Annotated in this window: 21 protein-coding genes and 1 tRNA gene; 7 read left to right on the top strand and 15 right to left on the bottom strand. The window is 65.0% G+C overall.

What is annotated here, in order from left to right:
* Positions 1–5 precede the first annotated feature (5 nt).
* Positions 6–1700, bottom strand: coding sequence for a peptide chain release factor 3 (locus AB0366_RS01380; RefSeq protein ID WP_366242422.1), 1695 nt, complete (start codon positions 1698–1700; stop codon positions 6–8).
* 146 nt (positions 1701–1846) lie between these two features.
* On the opposite strand from AB0366_RS01380, the gene AB0366_RS01375 reads away from it, so the two are divergent.
* Positions 1847–3481 carry a fatty acyl-AMP ligase gene (locus tag AB0366_RS01375; RefSeq protein ID WP_366242421.1) on the top strand — a complete coding sequence of 545 codons (1635 nt, stop codon included), beginning with the start codon at positions 1847–1849 and terminating at the stop codon, positions 3479–3481.
* A 91-nt stretch (positions 3482–3572) separates the two neighbouring features.
* Here the strand turns inward: AB0366_RS01375 and pth are convergent, their stop codons facing one another.
* From pth to AB0366_RS01360, 3 genes are all read right to left on the bottom strand, one after another.
* Positions 3573–4160 carry an aminoacyl-tRNA hydrolase gene (gene pth / locus AB0366_RS01370; protein WP_366242420.1) on the bottom strand — a complete coding sequence of 196 codons (588 nt, stop codon included), beginning with the start codon at positions 4158–4160 and terminating at the stop codon, positions 3573–3575.
* A 90-nt stretch (positions 4161–4250) separates the two neighbouring features.
* Complete coding sequence (locus tag AB0366_RS01365; RefSeq protein WP_366242419.1) at positions 4251–4913, bottom strand: 50S ribosomal protein L25/general stress protein Ctc; 663 nt, start codon at positions 4911–4913, stop codon at positions 4251–4253.
* Positions 4914–5091: 178 nt separating this feature from the next.
* Positions 5092–5700 (bottom strand): helix-turn-helix domain-containing protein, encoded by a 609-nt coding sequence (locus tag AB0366_RS01360; RefSeq protein ID WP_366242418.1) that lies wholly within the window; start codon positions 5698–5700, stop codon positions 5092–5094.
* 73 nt (positions 5701–5773) lie between these two features.
* Here AB0366_RS01360 and AB0366_RS01355 point away from each other — a divergent pair, with 73 nt between their 5' ends.
* Positions 5774–6709, top strand: a complete 936-nt coding sequence (locus tag AB0366_RS01355) for a DMT family transporter (RefSeq protein WP_366242417.1) — start codon at positions 5774–5776, stop codon at positions 6707–6709.
* Here the strand turns inward: AB0366_RS01355 and AB0366_RS01350 are convergent.
* Complete coding sequence (locus tag AB0366_RS01350; RefSeq protein WP_366242416.1) at positions 6652–7821, bottom strand: aminotransferase class V-fold PLP-dependent enzyme; 1170 nt, start codon at positions 7819–7821, stop codon at positions 6652–6654. The genes AB0366_RS01355 and AB0366_RS01350 overlap by 58 nt on opposite strands.
* Positions 7822–7967: 146 nt before the next feature.
* Between AB0366_RS01350 and egtA the strand changes: the two genes are divergently transcribed.
* The 4 genes from egtA to egtD are packed head-to-tail and all read left to right on the top strand — an operon-like array spanning position 7968 to position 12241.
* Positions 7968–9224: an ergothioneine biosynthesis glutamate--cysteine ligase EgtA gene (gene egtA / locus AB0366_RS01345; RefSeq protein ID WP_366242415.1), complete on the top strand. Its 1257-nt coding sequence runs from the start codon at positions 7968–7970 to the stop codon at positions 9222–9224.
* Positions 9221–10525 (top strand): ergothioneine biosynthesis protein EgtB, encoded by a 1305-nt coding sequence (gene egtB / locus AB0366_RS01340; protein WP_366242414.1) that lies wholly within the window; start codon positions 9221–9223, stop codon positions 10523–10525. Before egtA ends, egtB begins: the two co-directional genes overlap by 4 nt.
* Positions 10526–11263 (top strand): ergothioneine biosynthesis protein EgtC, encoded by a 738-nt coding sequence (egtC, locus tag AB0366_RS01335; protein WP_366242413.1) that lies wholly within the window; start codon positions 10526–10528, stop codon positions 11261–11263.
* Positions 11264–11272: 9 nt separating this feature from the next.
* Positions 11273–12241 (top strand): L-histidine N(alpha)-methyltransferase, encoded by a 969-nt coding sequence (egtD, locus tag AB0366_RS01330; RefSeq protein WP_366242412.1) that lies wholly within the window; start codon positions 11273–11275, stop codon positions 12239–12241.
* A gap of 96 nt (positions 12242–12337) precedes the next feature.
* Here egtD and AB0366_RS01325 read toward each other — a convergent pair whose 3' ends face one another.
* Positions 12338–12598: a hypothetical protein gene (locus AB0366_RS01325; protein WP_366242411.1), complete on the bottom strand. Its 261-nt coding sequence runs from the start codon at positions 12596–12598 to the stop codon at positions 12338–12340.
* Positions 12599–12831: 233 nt separating this feature from the next.
* On the bottom strand, positions 12832–13227 hold the full coding sequence (locus AB0366_RS01320) for a RidA family protein (RefSeq protein WP_347874039.1): 396 nt from the start codon (positions 13225–13227) through the stop codon (positions 12832–12834).
* Positions 13228–13323: 96 nt separating this feature from the next.
* On the opposite strand from AB0366_RS01320, the gene AB0366_RS01315 reads away from it, so the two are divergent.
* Positions 13324–14334, top strand: coding sequence for a WYL domain-containing protein (locus tag AB0366_RS01315; RefSeq protein WP_366242410.1), 1011 nt, complete (start codon positions 13324–13326; stop codon positions 14332–14334).
* Here the strand turns inward: AB0366_RS01315 and AB0366_RS01310 are convergent.
* From AB0366_RS01310 to AB0366_RS01275, 8 genes are all read right to left on the bottom strand, one after another.
* Positions 14298–15680, bottom strand: a complete 1383-nt coding sequence (locus AB0366_RS01310) for an FtsX-like permease family protein (RefSeq protein WP_366242409.1) — start codon at positions 15678–15680, stop codon at positions 14298–14300. The genes AB0366_RS01315 and AB0366_RS01310 overlap by 37 nt on opposite strands.
* Positions 15677–16429, bottom strand: a complete 753-nt coding sequence (locus AB0366_RS01305) for an ABC transporter ATP-binding protein (protein WP_128646098.1) — start codon at positions 16427–16429, stop codon at positions 15677–15679. The genes AB0366_RS01310 and AB0366_RS01305 overlap by 4 nt, the downstream gene beginning before the upstream one ends.
* 81 nt (positions 16430–16510) lie before the next feature.
* Positions 16511–17170: a response regulator transcription factor gene (locus AB0366_RS01300; RefSeq protein ID WP_121870613.1), complete on the bottom strand. Its 660-nt coding sequence runs from the start codon at positions 17168–17170 to the stop codon at positions 16511–16513.
* Positions 17170–18366: a sensor histidine kinase gene (locus AB0366_RS01295; protein ID WP_366242408.1), complete on the bottom strand. Its 1197-nt coding sequence runs from the start codon at positions 18364–18366 to the stop codon at positions 17170–17172. Before AB0366_RS01295 ends, AB0366_RS01300 begins: the two co-directional genes overlap by 1 nt.
* Before the next feature lie 18 nt (positions 18367–18384).
* Positions 18385–19014, bottom strand: coding sequence for a hypothetical protein (locus tag AB0366_RS01290; protein ID WP_366242407.1), 630 nt, complete (start codon positions 19012–19014; stop codon positions 18385–18387).
* Between the two features lie 136 nt (positions 19015–19150).
* Positions 19151–20134 carry a ribose-phosphate diphosphokinase gene (locus tag AB0366_RS01285; RefSeq protein ID WP_032395699.1) on the bottom strand — a complete coding sequence of 328 codons (984 nt, stop codon included), beginning with the start codon at positions 20132–20134 and terminating at the stop codon, positions 19151–19153.
* Positions 20131–21603, bottom strand: coding sequence for a bifunctional UDP-N-acetylglucosamine diphosphorylase/glucosamine-1-phosphate N-acetyltransferase GlmU (gene glmU, locus AB0366_RS01280; RefSeq protein ID WP_366242406.1), 1473 nt, complete (start codon positions 21601–21603; stop codon positions 20131–20133). The genes AB0366_RS01285 and glmU overlap by 4 nt, the downstream gene beginning before the upstream one ends.
* 53 nt (positions 21604–21656) lie before the next feature.
* Positions 21657–21727 (bottom strand) — tRNA-Gln (locus tag AB0366_RS01275).
* Between the last annotated feature and the right edge of the window lie 123 nt (positions 21728–21850).

Genomic DNA, 21850 nt, shown 5'->3' with positions numbered 1-21850 from the left:
CGGTGCTAGTGATCACCCGCGGCGACGAGTGGTTCGAGGGTCAGCTCGGGCATTTCCTTCTGGATGTATTGCAGACGCCACTTGTCGCTCACCAGTGCCAGTAGTGCGCCGTCGGTGCGGGTGAAGACCTCGACGCCGCGTTGGCGACCCAACTCGACGGCCGAGGCCGCGTCGGTGCGTCGGGCGAGGGAGTATCCGAGTGGTTCCATTCGAGCGTCGACGCCGAACTCGGTCTTCATTCTTGCGGTGACCACCTCGAACTGCATGGGTCCGACGGCGGCGAGTACGGGGGACGCGTCGCCGCGAATGTCGTTGCGCAGCACCTGAACGACGCCCTCGGAGTCGAGTTGCTCGACGGCGCGGCGGAACTTCTTGTACTTGTCGGCGCTGTCGACGCGCAGGGCCGAGAAGTGCTCGGGTGCGAACGACGGAATGGGCGGGAACTCGACCTTCTTGTCGGTGTAGAGCGTGTGCCCCGGGGCGAGTGCGGTCGCGTTGACGAGGCCGACGATGTCGCCCGGGTAGGCGTTCTCGACGGTCGTACGGTCGCGACCGAACACCGTCAACGCGTACTTGGTGGTGAACGGCTTCTTGGTTTGCGAGTGGGTGACGACCATGCCGCGCTCGAACACGCCGGAGACCACGCGCATGAATGCCAGTCGGTCGCGGTGCGCGGTGTCCATGCCGGCCTGCACCTTGAACACGACGGCGCTGAACGGGTCGGTGACCTCGCGTACGCCGCCGGAGACGTCGTCGCGCGGGCCGGGGGGCGGCGCGAGGGCCACGAGGGTGTCGAGAATCTGCCGGACGCCGAAGTTGAGCATCGCGGAGCCGAAGATCACCGGCGACGTCTGACCGGCCAGGAACATCTCCTGATCGTGCTGCTGACCGCTCGAGATCAGCAGATCGCTCTCCTCGACGGCGGTGTCCCAGTCGACGCCCTCACGTTCGGCCGCGGCCTCGGCCGTCAAGAATTCCTCGGGCGCGATGGTCGCACCACCGGCGGTACGGGTGAAACGGATGTAGCTGCCGTCCTGGACGTCGAGCAGGCCGCGGAAGTCACCGGCGATCCCGACGGGCCAGTAGAGAGGCGTTGGCGTCAGGCCGATCCGCGACTCGATCTCGTCGAGCAGCTCGAGCGGTGACTGGCCCGGGCGGTCCCACTTGTTGATCACGGTTATGACAGGGATGCCGAACTGGCGGCACACCTGGAAGAGCTTGAGGGTCTGCGGTTCGAGGCCCTTGGCGGCGTCGATCAGCATCACGGCCGCGTCGACGGCGGTGAGCACGCGGTAGGTGTCCTCGGAGAAGTCGGCGTGGCCGGGGGTGTCGACGAGGTTGATGACGTTGGTGATCTCGGCGTCGGGGGAGGTCTGGTAATTGAACTGCAGCGCAGTCGAACTCACCGAGATACCGCGGGCCTTCTCCATCTCCATCCAGTCGGAGACGGTGGAGCGGCGGCCGGCTTTGCCGTGGATGGCACCGGCCTCGGAGATGACACGTGCATGCAGGGCGAGGGCTTCGGTGAGCGTCGACTTACCGGCGTCGGGGTGCGAGATCACCGCGAATGTTCGACGCCTCGCGACCTCGGTCTCGAGCTCTTTGGCCTGGCTTCGGGTGGTTCCGGACTCGTCGAGCGCTGCCGGTCCGGACCCTTCGAGCGTTGCGTCGACGTCGGGGGTGCTGGACGGGGTACTCACGAAGACCTCATTCTCGTAGCAAGGGCGGCACCGAAAGAGTGGCCGGGGCAAAATTCAAGGATACGCGGCCCGTTGTTCCCCTCGGTCGGGGCGGGAGTGCCTACTGTGAACGGTGGGCCGGGAGATCCCTCACGAGGAGACGTGCGTTGAGCAAGTTCACCGAAGAGATGTTCGAGACCGCGAGCACCAGCAAGCACGGTCTGGTCACCGGCGAGCCCGACGAGGCGCTTCGGCAGTCCTGGGGTGAGATCCACGAGCAGGCGCGGCGAATGGCCGGGGCTCTGGCCGACGCAGGCGTCGAACACGGGGACGCGATCGGGATCCTGGCCGGTCAGCCGGTGGACATCGCGCCCGCGTGCCAGGCGACGTGGATGCGCGGGGGATCGGTGACGATGCTGCATCAGCCGACTCCGCGAACCGACCTCGCCGTATGGGGTGAGGACACCGAGACCGTCGTGCGGATGATCGAGGCGAAGGCCGTGATTCTCGGGGCTCCGTTCGACATCGCCGCGCCCGTGCTCGAGGAGCGCGGCATCACAGTGTTGAAGATCGAGGACATGAAGACCGGTCGCGATATCGATCCGGTGCCGACGGCCGAGTCCGATATCGCGCTGCAGCAACTCACGTCCGGCTCGACCGGTTCGCCGAAGGCCGTGCGGATCACGCACGAAAACTTCTACGTCAATGCCTACGCGATGATCGACCGCATCGAATTCGATGTCGATTCCGATGTGATGGTCAGTTGGCTGCCACTGTTCCACGACATGGGGATGGTGGGCTTTCTGTCGGTGCCGATGCAGGTCGGTGCCGAGGTCGTCAGCATCACTCCACTGGACTTTCTGCGCTCCCCGCTGTTGTGGGCCAAGCTGATTCACAAGTACCGCGGAACCGTCACCGCAGCACCGAATTTCGCGTACTCGCTGCTGGCGCGGCGGTTGCGTCAGGCCGAGGACGATCTGGATCTCGATCTGTCGACTCTGCGCTACGCCTGGAACGGAGCCGAGCCGGTCGATCCGGACACCATGACCGCGCTCGCCGAGGCCGGGGCCCAGTACAAGCTGGACCCGCTGGCTCTGGCTCCGGTCTACGGAATGGCAGAAACGACTCTCGCAGTGTCGATTCCGGATCCCGATCAGGGGCAGGTGATCGACGTGGTCGACGCGGATCTGCTCGAGACCCTCGGTCGCGCCGTCCCGTCCACGCGCGGCAACACCCGATCGCTGGCGACGCTCGGCAAGTTCGTCCCCGGGTTGGAGGGACGCGTCGTCGACAAGGAGGGGCAGGTGCTCACCGCACGCGGCGTCGGCATCATCGAGGTGCGAGGCAAGGCGGTCACGCCCGGATACATCACCGTCGAGGGCCCGGTGTCGACGCTCGACGCGGACGGCTGGCTCGATACCGGCGACGTCGGCTACATCACCGAGGATGAACTGGTGGTCGTCTGCGGACGTATCAAGGACGTCATCATCATGGGCGGACGCAACATCTATCCCACCGACATCGAACGGGCAGCGGGCACTGTTGCAGGTGTGCGGCCGGGCAATGCCGTCGCCATTCGGCTCGACGCCGGCGACAAACGCGAAAGTTTTGCAGTGGCAGTGGAAACCAACGACATCGACAAGCCGGACGAGGTCAAGCGCATCGAACGCGAAGTGATCCACGCGGTGCACTCGGAGGTGGGTGTGCGACCGCGAACCGTTGCGGTGCTCGGGCCGGGCAGTATTCCGAAGACGTCGAGCGGCAAACTGCGACGGGCGAATTCGGCGTCGCTGCTGAACTGAAACCGGGGGAGACCTCACACCCTTTGTGCGGGGTGCGCGTGTGCGCTCGGAGGCGAGAAGGGGCGCGCGCCTCGTACTGGGGACGCTCGGTTCAGCGCGGGTGCACCCTGTTCTGTGCTGCTTCGAGGCCGGCCGACAGCAGGAGCTCTGCAGCGTCGGCGGCTTCCTCGACGACAACGCCGAGATCCTTGCGTTCGGCTGCGGAGAACGGCTTGAGCACGAACGACGCCGGATCCATCCGCCCCGGTGGCCGCCCGACCCCGACGCGCACCCGCAGGTAGTCCTTGGTGCTCAGGTGCTGCGAGATCGAGCGGAGGCCGTTGTGGCCGCCTTCGCCGCCGCCGAGTTTGAGTCGCAGAGCACCGAAATCGATGTCCAGCTCGTCGTGCACCACCACGACGTTCGCAGGCTCGATCGAGAAGAAACGCGCCAACGCGGCCACCGGTTGGCCCGAGAGATTCATGAAGGTGCGCGGCTTGGCGATGACCACCGAGCGAGAGCCGAGACGGGCTTGCACGATGTCGGAGTTGGACTTCTTGTGCGACGAGAACGCCGAGCCGATGCGTCCGGCAAGGGCGTCGGCCACCATGAATCCCACGTTGTGACGGGTCTTTTCGTACTGCGGGCCAGGATTTCCCAGGCCGACGATCAGGGCCGGCGCTGCGGGGTCAACACTCACGGTCGTCATTGTCTCATCACGCCTTCGAAACGAACGACGCGCTGCTCCCGGTGTGGGAACAGCGCGTCGTTCGTGGTCGGTGGAGCGAGATCAGCTGTCGCTGTCCTTGCTCTCGTCCTCGGAGGCTGCCTCTTCCTGAGTCTCGGCTTCGCCTTCCTCGGAGACCGGCTCGGTGCCTTCGCCTTCGGCCTCGAGCTCTTCCTCGGACGGTGCCTCGGTGACGTTGACGAGCAGCTGCTCGGGGTCGGACATCAAGGTGACACCGTCAGGCAGCTGGACATCGCTCGCGTAGTACTGCGTGTCGATCTGGGCGTCCTCGACGGAGATGACGAAGTTCTCCGGGATCTCGAGAGCATCGGCCTCGATCTCGATGTACGTCGAGTCGGTGACGACCAGGGTGCCCGGAGCGGCATCGCCTTCGACGATGATGTTGACCTCGACGGTGACGCGCTCGCCCTTGTTCAGGACGAGGAGGTCGGCGTGCTCGATGCTGCGACGGATCGGGTGCACGACGATCGACTTGGTCAGTGCCAGCTGCGATGCGCCGTCGATGTCGAGGGTCAGCACGGCGTTGGTGCCATCGTTACGCAGCACGGCTGCGAATGCGCGAGCGTCGAGCGCGAGGTGCTGAGGGTCGGTGCCGTGTCCGTAGAGAACCGCCGGAACCAGGCCGTCACGGCGGGTGCGGCGAGCTGCGCCCTTGCCGAATTCGGTGCGGACCTGCGCGGTGAGATTGTTTACCTTCGATGCCATGGTGCTGAATGCTCCTGATAAAAGTGGTTCGTGCGGCGTACTTCGTCGGGCGGTCAAGCTCGTCGGGGCGGACACGAACGAGCGCGGCCAACGGGGCCGAGCCGCGTCGATAACGGTGGATCCTGAGAATCTGGATCCACCCTCGCCGAGACAACCTGGGAAACAATACACGACCACGTCATGTGCGCGGAAGTTCGACCCCTGCTACGAACTTGCGCGCACCGGCGAGCGCAGCGAGCAACTCGGCGGCAACGCTCCTGGCCACCGATACCGCATCGTCCCTCGCGCCTGCCGTGCCCATCACCACCGCGCCCTCGTGCAGCAGCGACAACCGGGTTCCCAGCTGTTCGGCGTCGGGGTATCCGGCTTCGGTGGCCAGTCGCGCGAACAACGATCTCGTCCAGTTCTTCTCGGACTCGATGATCGCGAGCACCGGGCTGTCGGTGCCGCCGAACTCTGCGAAGGCATTGACGAATCCGCACCCGCGGTGGTTGTCGCGCATCCAGGCGTCGAGGGCGTCGTACACCCCGAGGATGCGGGCGTCGCCGGGTTCGAGGGATTCGACGTACTGCGTCACGTGATCGCACCACAGGCCGTATCGGCGGGTGAGGTACCGCTGCACCAGGCCGTCCTTGGAGCCGAATCGGTCGTACAGAGTCTTCTTCGTGGTGCCGGCTTCTTCCGCGATGAGGTCGACCCCGACGGCTCGGATGCCGCGGGCGTAGAACAGTTCGCTGGCGACGTTCAGGATGCGTTCTCCGGCGGGGGTGAGTGGCTTGTCGAGCATGGTTGCCTTCCGAAAGCGCTGGTGAGAAGCAGGTGCACTGCGAGTATACAGACCTGTATGTTTACATCGCTGCATGAAAGCGAATGTCGACGCCATCGCAGGTACAGCGCTGGTGGTGCTGTGGAGTTCGGGATTCATCGGAGCCGAACTCGGAACCGCCGAAGCCCCTGCCCACACGCTTCTGGCCTGGCGCTACCTGGCTGCCGTGGCTCTGCTCGTCGCCTGGTGCCGGTATCGGAAGCTCACCCCCACCTGGCATGCCATCCGAATCCACGTAGTCCTCGGCCTGTTCTGTCAGTTCCTCTACCTCGGTGCCACCATCACCGGAATCGGGATGGGCGTGCCACCCGGTGTCGCCGCGTTGATCGCCGCGCTGCAGCCGCTGGTGGTCGCGATGGCGTCGAGCAGGATCTTCGGCGAACGCGTCGGAGGACGGCAAACCCTGGGACTCGTCGTCGGGATTGCGGGCGTCTCGCTGGTGGTGGTCGGAGACCTGTCCGGTGCCGATCTCGCCTGGCCGGTCTACCTGTTACCGGCCGCGGGAATGCTGGCGCTGTCGGTGGGCACGATCGGTCAACGCATTCTGGCACCGAAGGAGCCGATCGCCCTGGCGATGGCAATCCAATGTTCCATCAGCGCAGCCGGATTCATGGCGTGGAGTGCGCTGGCCGGAGACGCCGCACCACCCATGACGACGGGATTCTGGGCGGCGGTGGCCTGGATTGTCATGCTCTCCACCTTCGGGGCATACGGCGCGTACCTGTTCGTGGTGCGTCGCAACGGTCCCACCCGCGCCAGCGTGCTGCTCTACCTCACACCGCCGACGACGATGCTGTGGGCATTCGTGATGTTCGGCGACGAGATCACGTGGCTCGGACTCGGCGGGCTGGTGGTCTCGGCGATTGGGGTCGCTGCCTATGTGAGTGGAACTTCGACCCCTGCTACGAAGTGTCACTCACGTGCGAGCGCAGCGAGCATTGTGTCCAGCTCGGCGAACGTGACGAAGTAGTGCGGAGAAGCACGGACGACGGCGTCGAGCCCCCGGCCCGTCATGTCCAACCGCGTCGAGCTGCGGTGGCTGACGGTCACCGTCACCGAGCTGTCGGCGAGTCGGTCACGCACGGCCACGGGATCTTCACCGTCGACGGTGAAGGACACGATGCCGCTCCTGCGATCGCCGAGGTCCTGCACTGTCACTCCCGGGATTTCTCCGAGCCCGGCCCGCAGGTATTCGGCACGTTCGACAACGGCCTCTTCGACGCGGTCGATGCCGAGCTCGAGTAGATAGTCGACGGCCGCCCCGAGCGCGAGCCTGGCCGCGACGTCGCATTCCCAGAACTCGAAGCGCGTGGCATCGTCGGCCATTCGATACGTTTCTCGTTCGACCCATTGGGCGCTGTGCAGGTCCAGGGCCGGTGGATGCAGCGTCGACGCCAATCCGGGACGCACGTAGAGGAAGCCGGTTCCGCGGGGTCCGCGAAGCCATTTGCGGCCGGTGGCCGAGAGGGCATCGACTCCCAGTTCCTCGACGTCGACGCGCAGCTGCCCGATGGATTGGCAGGCGTCGAGCAGGACCAGTGCGCCGTGGCGGTGGGCGAGCTCGGCGACGGCGCGGGCGGGATTGATCAAACCGCCGTTGGTGGGGGCGTGTACCACCGAGACCAGTTTCACCCGCTCGTCGAGCATCGATTCCAGTGCGTCCGCGTCGATGCGTCCCGACTCGTCGCTGGGCACGATCTCGACGGTCGCGCCGGTGACCTCGGCGCGGTGGAGGGCGGAGATGGCATTGCTGGCGTATTCGGCCTCGCACAGCAGGATTCGATCACCAGGGGAGAGTGGCACGGAGTAGAAGAAGTCGGTCCAGGCTCGTGTCGCAGAATCGCTCAGTGCGATGGTCGACGCCGGGGCTCCGATCAAGGTTCCGATCGAGGTCTTGACCGCGGCGAGGTCATCGAGTCGTTCGTTCGCGGCCCGGTAGCCACCGATTTCTGCTTCCCGGCGCAGGTGCGCGATCGCGGTATCGAGGACGACGGTCGGCGGCAACGAGGATCCGGCGCTGTCGAGAAACACGCGGCCCGACGCACCGGGGGTGTCGCGTCGAATGCGGTCGTGATCGAGCATCGGTCGTCCTTTCGGTAGCGAAGTCTCGGGCACCAGAGTTCCACAATCGGTAGCCTCGACAAGACGAGGGATCGCGGCGTTTTCGATCCTCGCAGCTGGGTACGTTCGGTAGCGAAGAACGTGTTGAGTGCGGAAAGAAGGAATGAGTGTCGTCCAACGAGAAGTCTCTCGGGCTGAGCTCGCGCCCGGCAGCAGAGGCATACGTGTCGAAGGTGTGTTTCAAACTGGGGCCACCGGCTCTCATCGGTGCCGAACTCGAGTGGCTCACCGCTCTCGACGACGGAACCCGCCCGACCCTCTCTGCTCTGGCCTCTGCGCTCGGTGTTCACTCCCCGCGCAGTATCGATCCCGAATCACCCGCCCTGACATTGCCGGGCGGCAGCATCGTCACCGTCGAACCCGGCGGTCAGGTCGAATTGTCCAGTTCGCCTTATGTATCCGTTTCCCAACTCGCACCGATGCTCGACGCCGATGCGCGGCTGCTGCGGGACATTCTCGGCAATGCCGGCATCGACATCGCATCCGTTCCGGCCGATACCGCTCGGGCACCCGAACGCCTCCTCGTCCTACCGCGGTACTGCGCGATGGAGAATCGGTTCACCACCATCGGCCCCTTCGGGAAGTTGATGATGTGCAACACCGCTGCGGCTCAGGTGAGCGTCGACGCGGGACGTGACCACGCCGAGGTCGCCGCGCGCTGGCACATGCTCCACGTCATCGGCCCTGCCTTCGTGGCCGCGTTCGCGCGCTCTCCTGAGCTCGCCGGTGCGCCTGCGGGAAACTGGGCATCGCAGCGGATGCGCACCTGGCTCGAACTCGATTCCAGCAGAACCGATTCCAGTAGAACTGCGGTTCCGAACACCGGCGACCCGATTGCCGACTACGCGCGCTGGGCACTCGACGTTCCACTGCTCTGCATCCAAGGCGTCACCCAGAACTGGGAAGCGCCTGCGGGCACCACGTTTGCTCAGTGGTTGGACGATCCCGACCTCGTCGGACGAGCGCCGACCTCCAGTGATCTCGACTATCACCTGACCACCCTGTTCCCCCAGGTGCGTGCCTGCGGGCACCTCGAGATTCGGTACCTCGACGCGCAGCCGGACGGTCAGTGGGTGACTCCGGCGGCGGCCTTCGAGGCGCTGCTGTCCACGCCGGACGTGGTGGCCCGCGCCACCGAGATCGGCGGCGGGACGGCCGGACGGTGGCTCGACGCGGCCCGCGTCGGGCTGGCAGATGGTGACCTACGCACGGCCGCAACCGAATTGCTCGACCTCGCCGCGGAGGTCGGTGGCGAGTACTCCGAGCATCTGTCGGCGGCATCTCGCCGGTGCAGTGCGGGTGAGCCCCCCAGTGAGTTCGACGCGGCGACACGGGAATTTCAGACTCGAAAGGAATCGGTGTGAGCGCCGAACAACTCAGGAGCAGGATCGAAACGGTCCTCACTCGCAGTCGTGCCCGCAGCGCAGCACTCACCGACTGCGTGGACGAGACCGAACTGATGGCGCAGCATTCGCCGTTGATGAGTCCGCTGGTCTGGGATCTCGCACACATCGGTAGCCAGGAAGAACTCTGGCTCGTGCGCGACGTCGGTGGCCGTGACCCCGTCCGTCCCGACATCGACGAGCTGTACGACGCGTTCAAGCACTCGCGTTCTTCACGTACGTCGCTTCCGCTGCTCACTCCGGACGAGGCGCGCGTCTACGTCCAGACCGTCCGCGACAAGGCCTGGGATGTGCTCGACCGCAGCACTTTCGAGGGTAGGCCGGTGGAGAAGCACGGTTTCGCGTTCGGCATGATCGCCCAGCACGAGCAGCAGCACGACGAGACCATGCTCGCCACTCATCAATTGCGTTCGGGGCCTGCGGTTCTGACGGCTCCTGCTCCGCCGGCCTCGGTGGTACCGGTGTCGGGTGAGGCCGTCATTGCGGGTGGCCCGTTCTCGATGGGGACCTCGCTCGACCCGTGGGCACTGGACAACGAGCGACCGGCTCATGCCGTGCACGTGCCCACCTTCGCCATAGACCGAGCCCCGATCACCAACGCGCAGTTCATGGACTTCATGGCCGACGGCGGTTACGAACGCCGTGAACTGTGGACCGAGAAGGGGTGGCAGCATCGCGTCGACGCGAACCTGACCGCACCGCAGTTCTGGGAGTCCGACTCCGATGGCACCTGGTGGCGCCGCAGCTTCGGCGCGAGTAAGCCGGTGCGCCCGCATCAGCCCGTGGTGCACGTGTGCTGGTTCGAGGCCGACGCCTACGCCCGCTGGGCAGGCAAGCGTCTGCCGACGGAGGCCGAGTGGGAGAAGGCCGCGCGCTTCGACGCCGACACTCGCACCAGCAACGCGTACCCGTGGGGCGACGCCGAACCCACTGCCGCACATGCCAATCTGAATCAGCGGCACCTCGAACCGGCGGACGTGGGCGCGTATCCCGACGGTGCCTCCTCGGCCGGTGTGCATCACCTGATCGGTGACGTGTGGGAGTGGACCTCCTCGGATTTCGAGCCGTACCCCGGGTTCGAGGCCTTCCCCTACGCCGAATACTCCGAGGTGTTCCTCCGCGGCGACTACAAAGTGTTGCGCGGCGGTTCGTTCGGCACCGACGAGGTGGCGTGTCGAGGCACGTTCCGCAACTGGGACCACCCGATCCGCCGCCAGATCTTCAGCGGATTCCGGTTGGCCCGCGACGTCGAGCCCAGCTGAATGTGCCGTCATCTGGGGTATCTGGGCGCAGCCACCTCTGTCGGATCGCTGCTGACGCAGGGTGATCATTCTCTGCGCACCCAGTCCTTCGCACCGAACGACATGCGCGGTGGAGGGACCATCAACGCCGACGGCTTCGGCGTCGCATGGTGGCAGGACGGTTCGGTGCGCAGCTACCGCAATCCGATGCCCATCTGGACCGACCCGGCGGTGGACGATGTTCTGCCGCAGGTGCGCTCGACATCGGTGATCGCGGCAGTGCGATCGGCAACTGTCGGCATGCCGGTGGAACGCAGTGCCTGCGCCCCGTTCACCGACGACCGATGGGCGTTCAGTCACAACGGTGTGGTGTTCGGCTGGCCGCAGTCGATGGTCGAATTATGGTCGGAGGTACCGCCGATCGACGCGCTCGCGTTGCCCGCGCCCACCGATGCCGCCGGCCTGTGGGTCGTACTGCGGAACCTGTTGCGCACCCACGATCCCGAGACGGCACTGTGCGTGCTGGTCCGTAGGGTCCTCGCCACCTCGCCCAAGGCTCGCCTGAATTTTCTGCTGTCGGACGGCGAGAGCATGTACGCCACGGCGGTGCATCATTCGCTTTCGGTTCTGCGGACCGAGGATTCGGTGACGATCGCCTCAGAACCCCTCGACGATCGACCCGACTGGATTTCCATCGACGACCGACGCATGGTCGTCGCCACGACAACCGATCTCACCATTTCCAGCCTGGAATCGTAAAGGAGCGTCATGAGCACAGTGGACGTACATCTGGCCGACACAGCATTGCTCGACGAGTTGCGCAAGGACGTGCGGGACGGTCTCACTGCCGACTCGAAGTGGCTCTCGCCCAAATACTTCTACGACGCTCTGGGCAGCGAGCTGTTCGAGCAGATCACCGCTCTGCCCGAGTACTACCCGACGCGGACCGAGCGCGCCCTCCTCGAGGAGCATGCTCTGGACATCGCGGAGACAACCGAATCCGCCATGTTGATCGAGCTCGGTTCGGGCTCGTCGGAGAAGACGAAGCTGCTGCTCTCCGCCGGAGTCAAGCACGGATCACTGAAAACATATGTGCCACAGGATGTATCCATCTCGGCGCTCGAAGGTGCCATCGGCCAGATCGCGCAGGAATTCCCCGCGCTCGAGGTGCACGGCATCGTCAGCGATTTCACCGACACTCTGCACAATCTGCCGGGCGGCGACGGCCGGACGATCGCATTTCTCGGCGGTACCCTGGGCAACCTCATTCCCGAGGAGCGCGAGGAATTTTTGAAAGCAGTAGCCGACGCGCTCGATCCGGGCGAGTATCTGTTGCTCGGTGTCGGTTTGGTCATCGACCCGGACGTGCTCGTTCCGGCGTACGACGACGCTGCCGGGGTGACTGCGAAGTTCAATCGAAACGTGTTGTCGGTGATCAACTCTCGCCTGGGTGGCAACTTCGATCCCGATGCGTTCGAGCATGTCGCGCTGTGGAATGCCGAGCAGGAGTGGATCGAGATGCGACTGCGGGCCACATCGTCGCAGGAGGTGTACCTCGCCGACCTCGATCTGCACGTGCATTTCGAGGCAGGCGAAGAACTCCGCACCGAGATCTCGGCGAAGTTCCGACCGGACGGCATCACCGAAGAACTGGCGGCAGCGGGATTCGGCGTCGAGCATCTGTGGTCCGACGCCGATTCCCGATTTGCGCTCATTCTTGCTCGGAAGGGCGAGTAGCGACCCACTCGGCCTTACAGAGTGGGCATCATCGGCGCCATTGCGGGGGTGTTCGATGCCAACGCTCGACCGATTTCGACGTCGGCCGTGACCGTCTCATTCTGACCGAAGAACGAGAAGAATTACGAGCAGGGCGACGAAGAGCACCAGGCCACCGCCTGCCAGGGCGAGCGTTCGCGCGTTGGTAACAGTGAAAACCCCCTCGCCCGCTGGGGTGGCGCTGTTTTCGGTGACGGTGAAGGTGACACCGAGCAGGACGAAGAACTGAATAACCCATGCCCACCAAGGCAGGTCGAGTCTTGCCATCGTCAACGCGGAACCCGAGGTGATGGCCAGCGACACTACTGCTGCATACACCCCTGACGGTAGGGTCAACCCCAGCGGAGTCCGGACGCTCTTCATTTCCCCATCCCAATCTTCAGGTCGATGCTCGAGCAATTGTGTGCTGCTCAGCCCGCTGCCGCTCATCGAACCGATAGCGAAGTTGGTCGCACAACCGGACCACACGGTCTTTCATTAGCGAGGGTATTAAGTCTTGGGCTCCCCAGTCAAGAGTTGCGTCTGCTGATCCAGACACAGCATCCACGTCGTCAACCCACGGCGATGGCGTCGATTTCGATCATCTGACCAGGAACTGCCAACCGGGTCACTTCCAGCATCGTGGTGGCCGGTGCAACTCCTGCTGCTCCCAGTCTCGCCATGAGTACGCCGTAGTGCTGGAACAGGAGGTCGACGTCGGTGGTGTACACGCCCAGCCTCACCACGTTCGAAAGCGACATCTCGGCCCCCGCCAGTACTGCGGCCAGATTGTCGAGACTCAGCCTCAGCTGCGCTTCCATGTCTCCCTCGTGCACGGGCGCGCCGTCGCTGTTCGTGGCGGTCTGCCCGGAGCAGTAGAGAGTCCTGGTGTGTCCGGTGACCAGTTCGCCCTGGTGAAAGCCCAGACCGACTGACCAGTTCACCGGGTCGACTGCAGTTCTTTCCATATTTCGTCTCCGTCTCGTTCGTTTGCCGTTCGGTACGAAGCAAGAGTGACAGCAATACACGACACCCTCTGTCGTGTATTTCGATACCGTCTTCGCATGCGTGCGGACAGGTTGGTCTCGCTGGTGCTTCTGTTGCGCCAGCGCGGCCGAATGACGGCCGACGCCCTCGCCGCCGAACTGGAAGTGTCGACCCGCACCGTGCTCCGCGACATCGACGCTCTCTCGACGGCGGGCGTGCCCGTCTACGCCGAACGGGGACGACTGGGAGGATTCGCGCTGCTGCCCGGCTTCAGAGCCGAGTTTCCTGGCCTCAACCACGACGAGGCCCTGGCACTGTTGGCCGCCGTCGGATCGAGCGGAGGAGACCATGCGCTCGGCCTCGGGTCCGCCGTCGCGTCGGCGCTTCGAAAGGTGATGGACGCGTTGCCGGATGGACATCACGACACCGCGCGTACTGCTGCTCGGCGGCTCCTCATCGAGCCCGAGGCGGATCTCCTGTCTCGACGCACCGCCGCCGAGCAGATTCCCACCGCTGTCATGGACCCCGTGCGCAGAGCTGTGCTCGACGGCAGGAAGCTGCGGATTCTCTACGCGCCGGTGGGCGGAGACGAACAGTGGCGCGTCGTGGATCCGGTCGGACTGGTCACGGTACGTCACCGCGGTTATCTTCTCGCCACCCGAGACGGCGAAGACCGCACCTACCGCCTTTCGAGGGTGGCTGAGGCAGTGGTGCTTTCCGACCCGGCGCAACGCTCGGACAACGTCAGTCTCGATCGGTTGTGGCACGAGCGCAGCACCCGATTCAGGAACGGAGACGCGCGGACGACAGTGTCGGCGTGCATACATCCGGCACGCCGGGAAGAACTCGCAGACACAGCGTTGACCGTCACCGACGAGAAACTCGACGGTGACGGTCGGTTGCACTTGGAACTTACGTTCCAGGATGCGCGGCATGCGGAGTGGGCACTGTGGCAACTCGGGACGGATGCGGAAGTGCTTGCACCGCAGTCGTTACGCGATGGTCTGTATCGCCGTGCTCTCGACATTGCGGAGCACTACCGACCTCGCGATCAGGCATCCGCCAACGCGACCACTGGCGAAATTTGATTCGCTCGTCGTGCCGGAGTCAGTGAGGCACCAAGCGCGAGGAGTCCGCCGCACAGCACGGTTCCGGCGATCACAGCCCACGGAAGAGTGGGGGCAGTGAGCCCGCGAGAATCCAGTGAGCCGAGCAGTGATTGTGCTGCGGCCCAGCCGTATCCGATGCCGAGAATCAGACCGAAGCCCATCGACGCGACCACCATCTGGCTGCTCTCCGAGACGATCATCGCCCGAATCTGCTTGCGGGTGAATCCGAGTGCCCGCAACAGGCCGATCTCTCGGGTGCGCTGCAGAATGCTCAGCAGGAGGTTGTTCACCATCCCGACCGCCGCGATCACAGCCGAGAACCCGATCAGTCCGGTCATGATTCCCACCGTCACGGTGAGTACTTGGTCGACGGAGGCTTCGTCGTACTCGTTGACGAGCATCGACCGGTAGCTGTACATCGCGACGGCGAACGTGGTCACCAACGTGACCCCGATCAGCAATCCCACCGCGGTGCGGGTACTGCGATCCGGATAGCGAATTGCGTTGGCCGAGGCCAATCTCGCCGCAGGTCCGCGGCCGAACAGTCTCCCGACCATCCTCAGCGTCGCGGGCAGAATTCGATAGGCACCGACCATGATGCCGGTGAACGATGCGACACCGCCGAGGAACGCGACCAGAACGCCGGTCGGGTTCACCATCCCGATCAGGATCCCGAGCCCGAGGAGCGCCACTCCGCCTGCGATCAGCACGATCGACAGCACCGTCCTGACACGACGCGACCGCGGAGCCTCCACGCCCGTGTCCACTGCGCCTCCCGTCGCCTGAACAGGCGTCACGTCCAACACCTTTCGAGACCCGACGTACGACGCGAGGGTCGTCGTCAACACCACGATGACGACCGGCAGGATCACCAGCGGTTGAACGGTCGTGTACGCCACATCCGGCAGTTGACCGGCCGAGACCGCGACCGCCCGCGCGAGGTGACTGGCGCCGATTCCGAGAACCGAACCGACTGCACCACCGAACAATCCGACGAGGAAGCCTTCCCTGGCCACCGATCGTCGTAGGTCACGCGCCCGGGCACCCAGTAGTCGAAGAAGGGCAATGGTGCGGGTGCGTCCGGCGACGATCGTCGCGAACGTGTTCGAGGTGACCACCGCCGCGACATACAGTGCGAGACCGATGAACACCAGGGCCACGCTGTACAAGGCAGTGATGGCAGCACCGCCCTCCCCGCCGCAGAAAATATCGACCAGGAACGCCGTCGCCTGAATCAACACCACACCGAAGAACGACGCCAACGAGGTCACCAGAATGCTGGCACCGTGCTCCTTCGACGCCTGAGCAGAAGTCAACGCACTCATCGGACGCTCTCCATTCCCAGCATGTAACTCGAAATCTGTTCTGCCGTCGAACGACCCAGTTCGTTGACGATGCGCCCGTCGGCGAGGAAGACGATGCGATCGGCGTAGCTGGCCGCAATGGGGTCGTGCGTAACCATCACGATCGACTGGCCGTACTCGCGCACCGCTGCGGCGAGTAGGCCGAGAACCTCACGGCCGGTGCGAGAATCGAGGTTGCCGGTGGGTTCGTCGGCAAAGATGAGATGCGGCCGCGTACCCAGTGCCCGGGCGATCGCGACACGCTGCTGCTGCCCACCCGAGAGCTGATGCGGGCGGTGGTTCACCCGTCCCTGCAATCCCAGAGTGTCGATCAGCTGCTCTATCCATGCCGCCTCCTCGGCGGTGGGTGCGCGGCCGTCGAGCTCGAACGGCAGCAGTATGTTGCCCCGAACATCGAGGGTGGGAACAAGATTGAACGACTGGAAGATGAAGCCGACCTGCGTGCGGCGCAGCGTTGTCAGTGCGTCGTCGTTGGCCGCTGTGATGTCGGCACCGGCCAGCATCAGATGCCCGGAGCTGGCGTTGTCCAGTCCGGCCATCACATGCATCAGGGTCGATTTGCCGGAGCCGGACGGTCCCATGATGGCGGTGAACTGGCCGCCGTGAATGTCGAGAGAGACGTTGTCGAGGGCGCTCACCGGATTGGACGAGTCGCCGAAATGTTTGCTGACCTGAAATGCCCGGGCAACGGGGCCTGCTGTGATCGTCATGCCCACAACGCTATGAATTCGGCGGATCGGAGTAATCAGGCGCGAGTCTTCGCCTCGTACATCTACAGGATGACTTCGGTGTCAGTCTCCGGTGAGTCCGTGCTCGAATGCATAGACCACCAGCTGCACCCGATCTCGCAGCGCAAGCTTGGCGAAGATGCGACTGATGTGCGTCTTCACGGTTGCCTCGCTCAAGAACTCGATGGCCGCAATCTCCGAGTTGCTCAAGCCCCGCGCGGTGAGCCGGAAGAGCTCCTTCTCCCGTGCGGTGAGGGTGGCGAACTCGGCAGGGACCTTCGGCACCACCGGCGTCGGCGTGAAGTGCGCCAGCAGCCCCGTCGTCGCCGACGCGGCAATCACCGAGTTGCCCGCATGAACCGTCCGGATCGCCGCGAGCAGAAATTCCGGGTCGGCGTCCTTGAGCACGAATCCACTCGCTCCCGAACGAATCGCTCGCGCCGCGCTCTCGTCGAGATCGAATGTCGTGAGCACCAGAATCCGCGGTGGAGTATCGGACGCGGCCACGATCTGCTCGGTCGCGGCGATACCGTCGAGCACCGGCATCCGGACGTCCATGAGCATCACGTCGGGCCCTGCCGACGCGGCGAGCTCCACGGCTTCCTTGCCGTTGCCCGCCTCGCCGACGAACTCCAGATCGGGCTGCGAGGAGATGAGCATGCGAATGCCCGCTCGGAACAGCTGCTGATCGTCGACCAGAGCCACCTTGATTCGATCGGCCATCAGTTGATTCCCTTCGTGGACGAGCCGGCAGCAGGAAGCCAGGCAGTCACGGTCCACGACGAGCCGTCGCCGGACGCGGTGCACATGCCACCGGTGAGGCTGGCGCGTTCCTTCATGCCGGCGATTCCGTGGCCGCCCGATTCCGATGTCGAACGCACCGAGGACACACTGTTGCGCACCGTCAGTTCGATGCCGGCGGAGTCGGATTCGATGGTGACGGTGACGGGCTTGTCGGGATCGCCGTGACGTAGGGCATTGGTCAGCGATTCCTGCGCAATCCGGTAGAGCGCCAGGTGCGCACCGGCACCCAACGACACCGATGTGGTGTCGATCGAGGAGTCGATGGTCAGTCCGGTCGCGCGCACTTGGTCGAACAGGCGCTCGAGATCGTCGGGTGTCGGGTTCGGCAGATCGCCCTGACTGTGCCGAAGCTGTCCGAGCAACACCCGAACGTCGGAGAGTGCCTCGCGCGCGGTGTCGGAGATGGTCGTCAGCGCAGTGTCGACGGCAGCGGGATCGACGGCGCGCACGTAGCGGGCACCGTCGGCTTGCGCGATCACCACGGCGAGCGAATGCGCCACGATGTCGTGCATGTCGCGAGCAATTCTGTTGCGCTCCTGCTCGATTGCCACTTCGTGTTCGGCGCGTGCCTGATGTACCTCGGCGAGCTCGCGCGCGTGTGCGGATTCGATGGCGGTGCGCCGGGCGTAGGCGAGGCGGCCCAGTGCCCAGGACAACCCGAGCATCGCCCACAGGCCGGCGAGGAGTAGGGCGAACTGCGCGAGTCGGGGTTCCTGGTAGCCCTCTTCCGTCGGCGGGCCGAACGGATTGCCGTCCACGTACGCCAGGTACAGCGCCGCGATCACTCCGCCGCCGACGGCCGACGCGAGCCCGAAGCGTCGAACGACGCTGTCGCCGTACGCGGCCGAGCAGTACAGAATCGCGAAGATTGCGGTGTCCGCCGACAGAGGGAGCACCCCGCCGACCATCTGTACGACGGCGAGCAGCCAGGCGAGAGCCAACGACCATCGTGGCGACCGGCGACGAACTGCCAGTGCGACGCCGAACCCGATCAGGACACCCACGCCGGCGGAACCGTAAGGACCGTTCAGCGTGGACGGCAGCAGAAGCAGAACGAAGACGACGGCGTAGGTGACATCGAGCACCTGCCGTGAGATCGAACGCTTGCGCAGCACTCGATCAGACTACGTGGATCAGTTGGTGCGGCGACGAGCCTTCTCGAGCGCGGCCAGAGTCGACAGGACGGTGGTGCGCTGCCGTTCGAGATCCTTCATGCGAGCACGTGCCGGCAGGCCCTGCACGCCGTCGAGCGCGCTGATTTGCTCGTCGACGGAGGTGAGCTGGCCGAGCAACTTCTGCACACGGGACTGCAGTTCGATCGCGTCGATCCCGGTGACACCGGCCTGCGACTTCTTCGTCGGTGCCTTCGCAGGCGCTCCGGATGTCGTCGGGGCCGGTGCGTTCCCCGCAGCAGCGGCCCTGGGACGCAACGCTTTGCGGACGGCGGCCGGATCGGGCAGCTTCTCGAGGCGAATACGGTTGAGTACCTCACGCGCGTCCCGAGCGGTGACGCGGTACTCGCGCTCCTCCTCGTCCTCGGACGCCAGCGTGCCGCCCAGGGGTCGCAGACCGTACATTCCGATGAAGTGCTTGGCCTCGTCGATGACGGCTTCCTTCTCGCGGCACAGACCGCAGCGCGGCTCGTTTCGGAAGTCCTCGACGCTGTCGGTGCTACCGCACCAGACGCACCCGCCCGGCGTCCATCGGGCAATTCTGACCGTAGTAGTTCCAGCCGGGCCGTGGGGAGAGTCTGCGTCGATCACGACGAGTCATCTTAGGTGACAACGAAACCCGCCCCGCACACCCCCGTCTCGCGAGCTGCATGTTCCGGTCACGGACGTGACGTAGTTCATGCGGCGCGGACGGAGAGTGGGCGGGGCGGGTGAAACAGACTGACTGTTATGCGCTGCCGTTGAAAAGGCTGGTGACGGAACCGTTTTCGAAGACCTCGCGGATGGTGCGAGCCAGCAGCGGTGCGATCGAGAGCTCGGTCAGCGTTGCGAAGCGCTTCTCGTCGCTGATCGGCAGGGTGTTGGTGACGACGACTTCCTTGGCACCGCAGTTCGCGAGACGCTCGGCGGCCGGGTTGGACAGAACGCCGTGGGTGGCGGCGATGACGACGTCACCGGCTCCGGCTTCCTTGAGCACCTTCACCGCTCCGGCGATGGTGCCGCCGGTGTCGATCATGTCGTCGATGAGGATGCAAGTGCGGCCTTCGACGTCACCGACGACGCGGTTGGACTTGACCTGGTTGGGCACCAACGGGTCACGCGTCTTGTGGATGAACGCCAGTGGTGCGCCGTCGAACGAGTCGGCCCACTTCTCGGCGACGCGCACGCGGCCGGAGTCGGGGGAGACGACGGTGATGTGCTCGAGGCTGTAGGTCGCCCGGATGTGATCGGCGAGCTGGCTGTGTGCGTGCATGTGATCGACGGGGCCGTCGAAGAAGCCCTGGATCTGATCGGTGTGCAGGTCGACGGTGATGATGCGGTCGGCACCGGCGGTCTTGAGCAGATCCGCGACCAGACGAGCGGAGATGGGCTCGCGGCCCCGGTGCTTCTTGTCCTGGCGGGCGTACGGGTAGAACGGCAGGATCGCAGTGATGCGCTTGGCCGATCCGCGCTTGAGCGCGTCGATCATGATGAGCTGTTCCATCAGCCACGTGTTGAGCGGGAACGGGTGCGACTGCAGCACGAAGGCGTCCGATCCGCGGACCGACTCCTCGAAGCGAACGAAGATCTCGCCGTTGGCGAAGTCACGCGCGGTCTGCGGGGTGACGTCGATCCCGAGCTCCTTGGCGACCTGCTCGGCCAACTCCGGATGTGCTCGACCAGAAAACAACATCAGGTTCTTCTGGTTGTCGATCCAATTAGGGGTGGTCACTGCTCTTCGCCGTCCTTTTGTTCTTGCCGATCACGATCTGCGAGCGCCGCTGCTTTCGCAGCTTCGGTTCCGGGCCTGTTGTTCATGACCCAGCCTTCGATATTGCGTTGCTTGCCACCGGAGACGGCCAGCGCGCCGGGAGGAACATCGTCCCGAACCACTGTTCCTGCACCGGTGTAAGCGCCGTCGCCCACATGTACGGGAGCGACGAACGTCGAGTCGGAACCGGTCCGTACGTGGGATCCGATTTCCGTGCGGCTCTTGTTGACGCCGTCGTAGTTGGCGAAGACGTTGGAGCAACCGATGTTGCTGTGGTCGCCGATCGTGGCATCGCCGACGTAGGTGAGGTGCGGGACCTTGGTGTGACGGCCGATCGTCGCGTTCTTGGTCTCGACGTAGGCGCCGAGTTTGCCGCCCTCGCCCAGCACTGTGCCGGGTCGCAGGTAGGTGAACGGTCCGACGGTGGCATCGGGTCCGATCACGGCCTGCTCGGCGTGGGTGCGCACGACCGACGCGCGCTCGCCGATCTCGACGTCACGCAGCGTCGAGTCGGGCCCCACGATCGCGTCGTCGGCGATGTGGGTCTTGCCGTGCAGCTGGACGCCGGGTTCGAGGCGGACGTCCGCGCCGAGGGTGACGTCGATGTCGATCCAGGTGGTCGACGGATCCACGACGGTGACGCCGGCCCGCATGTGTCGTTCGACGATGTGCCGGTTCAACACGGAGGTGACGTGCGCCAGCTGGACGCGGTCGTTGACGCCCACCACCAGATCGGGATCGGCGAGCTGGGTGCCGTAGACGGCTTTGCCGTCGGCCTTGCTGATCTTGACGACGTCGGTCAGATACAGCTCGTGCTGAGCGTTGGCGGTGCTGAGTTTGCCCAGAGCGGTACGCAGCGCAACGGCGTCGAATGCGTAGACGCCGGAGTTGACCTCACCGATCAGCACCTGAGCGGGGGTGGCGTCGGCGTGCTCGACGATCTCGGCCACCTCGCCGTCGTCGGTGCGGACGATGCGGCCGTAGCCGTTGGCATCGTCGGGGAGAAAGGTCAGCACTGTCGCGGCCGCGGGCCGGGGGGCGCTCAGATGCTCGTCGAGCAGGGCTTTGAGGGTGTGGCCGTCGAGCAGGGGAACGTCGGCTGCGGTGACGAGGATCGTGCCCTCGAAATCGTCGGGGAGGGCAGCCAGGCCGCACTGGACGGCGTGCCCGGTGCCGAGCTGGCGATCCTGGACGGCGGTGTGAATCGTGCGACCGAAGGTGGCCGCAAGGTCCTGGACGGCCTCGGTCACTCGTTCACGATCGTGTCCGACGACGGTCACGAGGTGGTCGGGGCCCAGGTCGGCGGCCGCGTGGAGGGCGTGCGCGAGCATGGTGCGTCCGGCCAGGGGATGCAGAACTTTCGGAGTCTTCGACCGCATTCGGGTACCTGCACCCGCAGCGAGAACGACCACGGCGGTCTGCACAGGCATTGAGCTCCTCAGGCGGTAACGCGAATGACGGCATGCGTGAATGATGTTGCTCGCTCCGCCGCCAGGACTCGAACCTGAACTATCTGAACCAAAATCAGAGGTGCTGCCATTACACCACGGCGGATAAACGGCCAGCGGTTTCACCAGTGGCCGACGAATCGAACGACTCATTCGTTTGCCGCTGCGCTCCCACTGAGCGCAACGATCCTCGCACGCGAGGTGGTGGTGAGTCGAACCGCGATGCAGA

This window comes from Rhodococcus sp. NPDC076796 (assembly GCF_040702765.1).
Taxonomy (GTDB): domain Bacteria; phylum Actinomycetota; class Actinomycetes; order Mycobacteriales; family Mycobacteriaceae; genus Rhodococcoides.
This window is presented reverse-complemented; position numbering and strand designations above follow the sequence as displayed.

Bases quoted from the DNA above. Each gene is read 5' to 3' on its own strand.
- AB0366_RS01305 (WP_128646098.1), bottom strand. From the start codon at position 16,429: ATGACGATCACAGCAGGCCCCGTTGCCCGGGCATTTCAGGTCAGCAAA.
- AB0366_RS01350 (WP_366242416.1), bottom strand. From the start codon at position 7,821: ATGCTCGATCACGACCGCATTCGACGCGACACCCCCGGTGCGTCGGGC.
- glmU (WP_366242406.1), bottom strand. From the start codon at position 21,603: ATGCCTGTGCAGACCGCCGTGGTCGTTCTCGCTGCGGGTGCAGGTACC.
- egtD (WP_366242412.1), top strand. From the start codon at position 11,273: ATGAGCACAGTGGACGTACATCTGGCCGACACAGCATTGCTCGACGAG.
- AB0366_RS01315 (WP_366242410.1), top strand. From the start codon at position 13,324: ATGCGTGCGGACAGGTTGGTCTCGCTGGTGCTTCTGTTGCGCCAGCGC.
- egtC (WP_366242413.1), top strand. From the start codon at position 10,526: ATGTGCCGTCATCTGGGGTATCTGGGCGCAGCCACCTCTGTCGGATCG.
- AB0366_RS01355 (WP_366242417.1), top strand. From the start codon at position 5,774: ATGAAAGCGAATGTCGACGCCATCGCAGGTACAGCGCTGGTGGTGCTG.
- AB0366_RS01300 (WP_121870613.1), bottom strand. From the start codon at position 17,170: ATGGCCGATCGAATCAAGGTGGCTCTGGTCGACGATCAGCAGCTGTTC.
- AB0366_RS01320 (WP_347874039.1), bottom strand. From the start codon at position 13,227: ATGGAAAGAACTGCAGTCGACCCGGTGAACTGGTCAGTCGGTCTGGGC.
- AB0366_RS01310 (WP_366242409.1), bottom strand. From the start codon at position 15,680: ATGAGTGCGTTGACTTCTGCTCAGGCGTCGAAGGAGCACGGTGCCAGC.
- AB0366_RS01365 (WP_366242419.1), bottom strand. From the start codon at position 4,913: ATGGCATCGAAGGTAAACAATCTCACCGCGCAGGTCCGCACCGAATTC.
- AB0366_RS01360 (WP_366242418.1), bottom strand. From the start codon at position 5,700: ATGCTCGACAAGCCACTCACCCCCGCCGGAGAACGCATCCTGAACGTC.